Annotated in this window: 7 protein-coding genes; all 7 read left to right on the top strand. The window is 51.4% G+C overall.

Annotated features, from left to right (window positions below):
- Positions 1–390 precede the first annotated feature (390 nt).
- The 7 genes from purE to purF are packed head-to-tail and all read left to right on the top strand — an operon-like array spanning position 391 to position 7,303.
- On the top strand, positions 391–873 hold the full coding sequence (gene purE / locus D1831_RS06410) for a 5-(carboxyamino)imidazole ribonucleotide mutase (RefSeq protein WP_125072104.1): 483 nt from the start codon (positions 391–393) through the stop codon (positions 871–873).
- Positions 857–1,987, top strand: coding sequence for a 5-(carboxyamino)imidazole ribonucleotide synthase (gene purK, locus D1831_RS06405; RefSeq protein ID WP_125072103.1), 1,131 nt, complete (start codon positions 857–859; stop codon positions 1,985–1,987). The genes purE and purK overlap by 17 nt, the downstream gene beginning before the upstream one ends.
- Before the next feature lie 2 nt (positions 1,988–1,989).
- The gene (gene purC, locus D1831_RS06400) at positions 1,990–2,727 is read left to right on the top strand and encodes a phosphoribosylaminoimidazolesuccinocarboxamide synthase (protein WP_125072102.1); all 738 of its coding nucleotides are present in this window, start codon (positions 1,990–1,992) and stop codon (positions 2,725–2,727) included.
- The gene (gene purS / locus D1831_RS06395) at positions 2,727–2,981 is read left to right on the top strand and encodes a phosphoribosylformylglycinamidine synthase subunit PurS (protein ID WP_125072101.1); all 255 of its coding nucleotides are present in this window, start codon (positions 2,727–2,729) and stop codon (positions 2,979–2,981) included. Before purC ends, purS begins: the two co-directional genes overlap by 1 nt.
- A 2-nt stretch (positions 2,982–2,983) precedes the next feature.
- Positions 2,984–3,661: a phosphoribosylformylglycinamidine synthase subunit PurQ gene (gene purQ, locus D1831_RS06390; protein ID WP_125072100.1), complete on the top strand. Its 678-nt coding sequence runs from the start codon at positions 2,984–2,986 to the stop codon at positions 3,659–3,661.
- A complete protein-coding gene (gene purL / locus D1831_RS06385) occupies positions 3,654–5,873 on the top strand; it encodes a phosphoribosylformylglycinamidine synthase subunit PurL (RefSeq protein WP_125072099.1) in 2,220 nt (739 codons plus the stop codon). The genes purQ and purL overlap by 8 nt, the downstream gene beginning before the upstream one ends.
- Positions 5,858–7,303, top strand: a complete 1,446-nt coding sequence (gene purF / locus D1831_RS06380) for an amidophosphoribosyltransferase (protein WP_125072098.1) — start codon at positions 5,858–5,860, stop codon at positions 7,301–7,303. The genes purL and purF overlap by 16 nt, the downstream gene beginning before the upstream one ends.
- Positions 7,304–7,306: the final 3 nt, after the last annotated feature.

Raw genomic sequence — 7,306 nt, 5'->3', positions numbered from 1 at the left:
TCGGGTGCGACCGGTACTCTTTTTTATTTTCCATTATATCAAAAGCCAGTCCGGAAAAATCCGAAGATTTTTCCAGACTGGCTTTGTTTTTAGAGACTTATGTCACAGCCTCGTTTTTGTGTAAAAATGGAATAACGAAATGTTCGGCTTTACTAATATAAATAAATTTATCACTGAGGCAAACGTCAAAGCTGAGTTCAGGCCGACTTAATCGGGCTAGCCGGTGATTTAATAAGGAAAACACCGAAATTAGTTGGTTAGTAAGCTTAATCGCCAATTTAATAAACACGAACATTAAAATGTTAATTTATCAATAAAGTTAAGAAATTCGTTGACAGTCCGAACAATGGTTGCTAAACTATTGGTGAAAACAAGGAAAGAGGGATCGAGATGGCAAAAGTTGGTTTAGTAATGGGTTCGATTTCCGATTGGCCGACCATGCAAGTGGCCGCGCAACAGTTAGATGCACTGGGTATCACCTATGAACGGCACGTGATTTCAGCGCACCGCATGCCACGGACGTTGCAAGCGTACGGTGAACAGGCGGTAGCAAATGACCTACAAGTCATCATTGCGGGAGCCGGGGGTGCGGCGCACTTACCAGGAATGCTTGCGGCTAACACGGTTTTGCCCGTAATCGGGGTTCCAATTAAGACCCGGGCCCTGAACGGGATGGACTCCCTACTTTCAATCGTGCAAATGCCCGGCGGTGTCCCGGTAGCTACAATGGCAATCGGGGAAGCCGGTGCCAAGAACGCGGCGTTGATGGCGGCCCAGATTCTCGGTTTGCAGGATGCCCGGGTTCAACGAGCAGTTAGTGATTTTCGCGACCAACAACGGCAGGAGGCTGAACAAAGTGAACGCCAATTCTAAACGGGTGATTTTACCACCGGCCACCATTGGAATCGTTGGTGGCGGTCAACTAGGTCAAATGATGGCGCTGAGTGCTAAGGCGATGGGCTATCACGTCGGCGTATTGGATCCCACGCCCCAAGCGCCGGCTGCTCAGGTAGCAGATTTTCAAGTTACGGCGGATTATCAGGACCAGGGGGCTTTGATGGACCTCGCCAAACGCAGCGACGTCTTAACTTATGAATTTGAAAACGTGGACGAAGCGGCCCTGAAGGCGGCCCAACAATTTGCGCAACTACCACAGGGGACCGAGTTATTACATATAACTGGGAACCGCCTCAACGAGAAACAATTTTTACACGATCACGGTATTCCGGTAACACCGTTCGCACCGGTTCATGATCGGCAATCCTTAAATTACGCACTGAACCGGGTCGGCACGCCGGCCATCCTTAAAACGGTTACGGGGGGGTACGATGGTCACGGTCAAACCGACTTGAACCAACCAGTCGTCACACCCGGGGCGGCGGCGTTGATCGACCACCCGTGCATCCTTGAAGCCCGGCAAGAGTTTCGCGCGGAAGTATCCATTATGGTGACTAGAAGCGCAGGCGGAGTCGTTACCACCTTCCCATTGGTTGAAAATCGTCATCAGCACCATATTTTGCACACGACGATCGCCCCGGCCAACGTTCGGCCGAAAGTGCACGACGCGGCTCGAAAGATTGCGGTTTCAATTGCGGACGCGTTACAGCTGCGCGGGGTGTTAGGAATTGAATTTTTCGTACTACCGGATGATACGTTACTCGTTAACGAACTCGCCCCACGACCTCACAATTCCGGGCACTATACGATTGAAGCTTGCAACGTTTCTCAGTTTGAAGCCCACATTCGTAGTATTTGTGGGCTGCCGATTCCGCCGGTCGTACAGACCTCGCCGGCCGTCATGCGGAACTTATTGGGGACGGACTTGACGGTTGCCCGCGAACACTTGGTGGAACACCCCGAGTGGCACTTCCATGATTATGGTAAGGCGGAAATTAAACCGCAACGTAAGATGGGACACGTCACCGTTTTAAATCAGAACATTGACACGGCACTAGCATCTTTGGACCTCTTGAAGGGAGAACAATAGGCATGACAACGACGGTTAAAAAGGGCGAATTATTATATACCGGTAAAGCAAAGGAAATGTACGCTACTAACTACCCGGAAGTTTTATGGGTAGAATACTTAGATCAAGCGACCGCGCTCAACGGTAAGCGGAAGGTTGCGGTTGAAGAAAAGGGGTTGCTGAATAACCGTATTTCTAGTCTGATTTTTAAAGATTTAGCGCAACACGGCATTCAAAACCACTTTATTGAACAACTTTCCGACCACGTTCAACTGGTTCGTAAGGTCAAGATGATCCCGTTGGAAACGGTCGTGCGGAACGCGGCTTCTGGCAGCTTTGAACGGAAGTTTGCGACGCCCCACTTGATGACGTTTGAGCGGCCGGTTTTGGAATTCTTTTACAAAAGTGACGCCTTGGATGACCCGTTTATTAACGACTCTCAAGTGGCGGCCCTTAAGGTGGCCGACGCCGCGACGGTTGCAGAAATGAAGCGCCAAGCGCTGTTGGTCAACACCCGGTTACAAGCCATTTTTGCCGAGATGAACGTCCAACTAGTGGACTTTAAAATTGAGTTTGGGTTAACCGCGGCTGGACACGTTTTACTAGCCGATGAGATTTCACCGGACAGCTGTCGTTTAGTAGATAAAGCGACGCAGAAATCTTTGGATAAGGACGTTTTTCGTAAAAATTTAGGGGATTTAACGACCGTTTATCAGGAAGTTTTAAAACGGCTCGCATCCGTTGAGGGGGACCAACAATAATGTACTTAGTAAAAATTTACGTCACGTATAAACAATCGATCCTTGATCCCAAGGGAGAAGCGGTCAACGACGCACTGCACCGGCTCGGTTATCAAAACGTGGAGAGCGTGGAGCTCGGCAAGTATTTTGAAATTAAACTGCGTGCCGACGATCGTCCGGTGGCTGCCGAAGTTGATGAGATGTGTGACCGCCTGTTAGCTAACGTGAACATGGAAACTTACCGTTACGAAATTACCGAGATGGAGGCGTTATAGCCATGAAATTTGCCGTACCCGTATTTCCCGGTTCAAATTGTGATCATGATATGGTCAACGCGTTACGGGATGTTTTGAAAATGGAAGCGGACCTCGTCGCTGCGAGTACCACGACGTTGGACGGTTACGACGCCGTCATTTTGCCCGGGGGCTTTTCGTACGGTGACTACTTACGCAGTGGGGCAATCGCACGCTTTGCACCGGTCATGGACGCCGTTAAGGCCTTTGCTAACGCGGGCAAACCAGTTATGGGCATCTGTAACGGCTTCCAAATTTTGACGGAAGCTGGTTTGTTGCCCGGTGCGTTGCAGGCTAACCGGTCGTCCAAGTTTATTTGTAAAACGAGTGACTTAGTCGTTAAAAATAATCAAACCCGGTTCTCAAGTGCTTACGCTGCCCAAGCGCACATCCAGTTACCCATTGCGCACGGTGAAGGTAATTATTACTGTGACGCCGCCACGTTGGCCGATTTAAAGGCCCACCACCAAATTGTCTTTGAATACGTTGATAACCCGAACGGGAGTACGGCCAACATTGCCGGAATTATTAACCGGGCGGGCAACGTACTGGGCATGATGCCCCACCCAGAACGGGCGGTTGAAACCATTTTGGGCTCAACTGACGGACTTGGTATTTTTGAATCACTGATCACCAGTCAAAAGGAGGCCACCCATGCTTAAGCAAACTGAATTGACACCGACCCAGTTGCGGGATTCGAAAGCGTACCGCGAGTGGGGACTGACGGATGCCGAATACCAGCTCTTAACGGATGACGTTTTAGGACGGTTGCCGAACTATACGGAGGCCGGGTTGTTTTCCGGCATGTGGAGCGAACACTGCTCTTACAAAAATTCGAAGCCGGTACTGAAAAAGTTCTGGACCCAGGGTGAACAAGTTCTGGAAGGCCCCGGTGAAGGAGCGGGAATCATCGACATTGGTGATGGTCAGGCGGTCGTTTTTAAGGCTGAAAGTCATAACCACCCGTCCGCCGTGGAACCGTACGAAGGGGCGGCTACCGGCGTTGGTGGGATTATTCGTGATATTTTTTCAATGGGCGCGCGGCCCATTGCGCTGCTTGATAGTTTGCGTTTTGGGGAACCTAACGATGCCCACACCAAATACTTAATTTCACAAGTAGTTGCCGGCATCGGTGGTTACGGTAACTGCATTGGTATTCCGACCATTGGTGGTGACACCGTTTTTGACGCGAGTTATCAAAAAAATCCGCTGGTCAACGCCATGTGCGTTGGAATTTTGAACCAAAAAGACATCCAAAAGGGCCAGGCGACCGGGATTGGAAACAGCGTCATTTACGTGGGCGCAAAAACCGGACGCGACGGGATCAACGGGGCGTCGTTTGCCTCGGCGGAATTTAATGATCAAAAGGATACCCAACGTTCGGCCGTTCAGGTTGGCGACCCGTTCATGGAAAAACTTCTAATGGAAGCTTGCTTGGAAGTCATTCATGACCACCGGGACGTGTTGATTGGGATTCAAGACATGGGCGCGGCCGGGTTAGTTTCTTCGTCCGCTGAAATGGCCTCTAAGGCCGGCAGTGGTCTGGAGTTAAACCTTGATTTAGTCCCACAACGGGAAACTGGAATGACACCGTTTGAACTGATGCTGTCCGAATCACAGGAACGGATGTTGCTGTGTGTCAAGGCCGGCGCGGAAGCGGAAATTTACCAGGTATTCGAAAAATACGGCTTGGACGCGGTGACGATCGGTAAAGTGACGGCCGGACACCAGTACCAGTTGTTTCACCACGGGAAGTTAGTGGCGGACGTGCCGGTTGACGCGTTGGCGACGAAGGCCCCGGTCTACCAGCGGGAAAAGAAACGACCAACCCGTTTGAACCAGCAGAGTCATCACCAATTTATGCCCCGGATCGTGGACGCGACCGGGACGCTGAAAAAAATGTTACAGCAGCCGACGATTGCGTCGAAAAAGTCGTTATATGAAACTTATGATTCACAGGTGCAGACGAACACGGTCGTTAAACCGGGGTCGGACGCCGGGGTCATTCGCATCCGTCACACGGATAAGGCTTTGGCCGTCACGACCGACGTGAACGGTCGCTACCTGTACTTAAATCCGCGGGTCGGGGGTGAAATTGCGGTGGCCGAAGCGGCGCGCAACATCGTGGCTTCCGGTGGGTTACCGTTGGGCATTACCGACTGCTTAAACTACGGTAATCCGGAAAAGCCGGAGCAGTTCTACGATCTAGACGAATCCGCCATGGGAATTGCCCGGGCTTGCCAGTTATTTAATACGCCGGTCATCTCCGGCAACGTTTCGTTAAATAACGAGTCCAACGGTGAGGCGATTTACCCAACGCCAATGATTGGGATGGTTGGGTTGATCAAACACCAAAAGGACATTACGACTCAGGACTTTAAACACGCAGGCGACGCGGTTTACGTTTTGGGTGACACCGGTGCCGATTTTAACGGCAGCGAGTTACAAAAAATGTTGACGGGGACGATTGCCGGTGAATTATTCGACTTTGATTTAGTGACTGAAAACCAGAATCAACGGTTACTGTTGCGGGCCATTCAAAAGGGATTAGTCGCGAGTGCCCACGACGTTTCGGAGGGCGGTCTGATTACGACCATTGCGGAGTCTTGCTTTGGTAACGGCTTCGGGGTGGCGTTAAAGAGTTCCCTACCGGCGGCCGAGTTCTTTGCTGAGACCCAGTCACGCTTTGTCATTTCCGTAACGCCGGAAAACCGGGCAAACTTTGAAAGCTTAATGGAACCGTACGCGACCTACCTTGGTCAGACTACGGCCGATGACCGGCTGTTTGTTCAAACCGGTGACCAGAATTTTGATTTGCCCGTTAGTTTTGCGAAACAGCTTTGGGAAGGGGCCTTACCATGCCTACTGAAGTAAAGGGTTTAAATGAGGAGTGTGGGTTGTTTGGTGTCTGGGGTTCGCCAGACGCCGCCCAGTTGACCTACTTTGGACTGCACGCGTTGCAACACCGTGGTCAGGAAGGCGCTGGCATTACCGCGAATGATCACGGGACCCTGGCCTCGGAACGGGGACTCGGCTTATTAGCGGACGTCTTTCGTGATCCGAGTCGGTTAGCACGGTTGAGTGGTAACGCCGCGGTTGGCCACGTTCGTTACGCGACGGCCGGTAATCACGGGTTGGAAAATATCCAACCGCTCGGGTTTAACTTTAGTGATTGTCAATTTGCGTTAGCCCACAACGGTAATTTGACGAACGCGGTAACGCTCCGGCGTCGCTTGGAAATGCACGGTGCGATTTTTCACGCCAGTTCCGACAGCGAAATTTTGATGCACTTGATTCGGCGCAGTCCCGCGGCCACGCTAACGGACCAGTTGAAGGATGCGCTTCGTCAAGTTCACGGGGGCTTTGCCTACTTATTGTTGACCAATGACCGCTTATTTGCGGCCCTAGACCCGAACGGTTTTCGACCGTTAGTCGTGGGCCAATTGCCGAGCGGTGGCTACGTAGTATGTAGTGAAACTTGCGCCCTCGACGCGGTTGGGGCGACCTTTATCCAGGACGTTCAACCCGGTCAGTTACTAACCATTGACGATGAGGGGTTAAAAATTGATCATTACACCACCGATACCCAGCTAGCCATTTGTTCCATGGAGTACATTTACTTTGCGCGGCCGGATTCCAATATTCACGGGGTCAACGTTCATTCCGCCCGTAAACGAATGGGCGCCCGGTTAGCACAGGAACAACCGGTTGACGCCGACATCGTGGTCGGGGTTCCGAACTCATCACTGTCGGCCGCAACGGGTTACGCCGAGGCTAGTGGCTTACCTTATGAAATGGGTTTAATTAAGAACCAGTATTCTTCACGGACGTTCATTCAGCCTACGCAAGCTTTACGTGAGCAGGGTGTCCGGATGAAACTATCCGCCGTGAAGGGGGTGGTCGCTGGTAAGCGGGTCGTTTTGATCGACGACTCCATCGTTCGGGGGACGACCAGTAAACGGATCGTTAAGCTATTAAAGGATGCTGGGGCTAAGGCCGTCCACCTGCGCATTGCGTCACCGCCATTGCGGTACCCGTGTTTTTACGGCATCGACATTCAAACGACCCGTGAATTGATTGCGGCGCAACAAACGATTCCTGAAATGTGTGCCACCTTTGGGGCTGATTCCTTAGGGTTCTTAAGCGAGCGCGGCGTTATCGACGCGGTTGGTTTAGACGTCGACGCGCCGTACGGGGGACTATGTATGGCCTACTTTAACGGTGACTACCCAACGCCGCTATACGATTACCAAGCAGAATACGACGAAGAAATTAAACAATTACAAGCGAAACAAAAGGGGTGATCC

Origin of the sequence: Lactiplantibacillus garii (genome assembly GCF_003885105.1) — a bacterium.
GTDB lineage: Bacteria > Bacillota > Bacilli > Lactobacillales > Lactobacillaceae > Lactiplantibacillus > Lactiplantibacillus garii.
The sequence above is the reverse complement of the archived record's forward strand: the minus strand, read 5'-3'. Positions and strand labels throughout refer to the sequence as shown.

What these genes read in the sequence shown, in the direction of transcription:
- purE (WP_125072104.1), top strand. Translation starts at nt 391, where the DNA reads ATGGCAAAAGTTGGTTTAGTAATGGGTTCGATTTCCGATTGGCCGACC.
- purC (WP_125072102.1), top strand. Translation starts at nt 1,990, where the DNA reads ATGACAACGACGGTTAAAAAGGGCGAATTATTATATACCGGTAAAGCA.
- purS (WP_125072101.1), top strand. Translation starts at nt 2,727, where the DNA reads ATGTACTTAGTAAAAATTTACGTCACGTATAAACAATCGATCCTTGAT.
- purQ (WP_125072100.1), top strand. Translation starts at nt 2,984, where the DNA reads ATGAAATTTGCCGTACCCGTATTTCCCGGTTCAAATTGTGATCATGAT.
- purL (WP_125072099.1), top strand. Translation starts at nt 3,654, where the DNA reads ATGCTTAAGCAAACTGAATTGACACCGACCCAGTTGCGGGATTCGAAA.
- purF (WP_125072098.1), top strand. Translation starts at nt 5,858, where the DNA reads ATGCCTACTGAAGTAAAGGGTTTAAATGAGGAGTGTGGGTTGTTTGGT.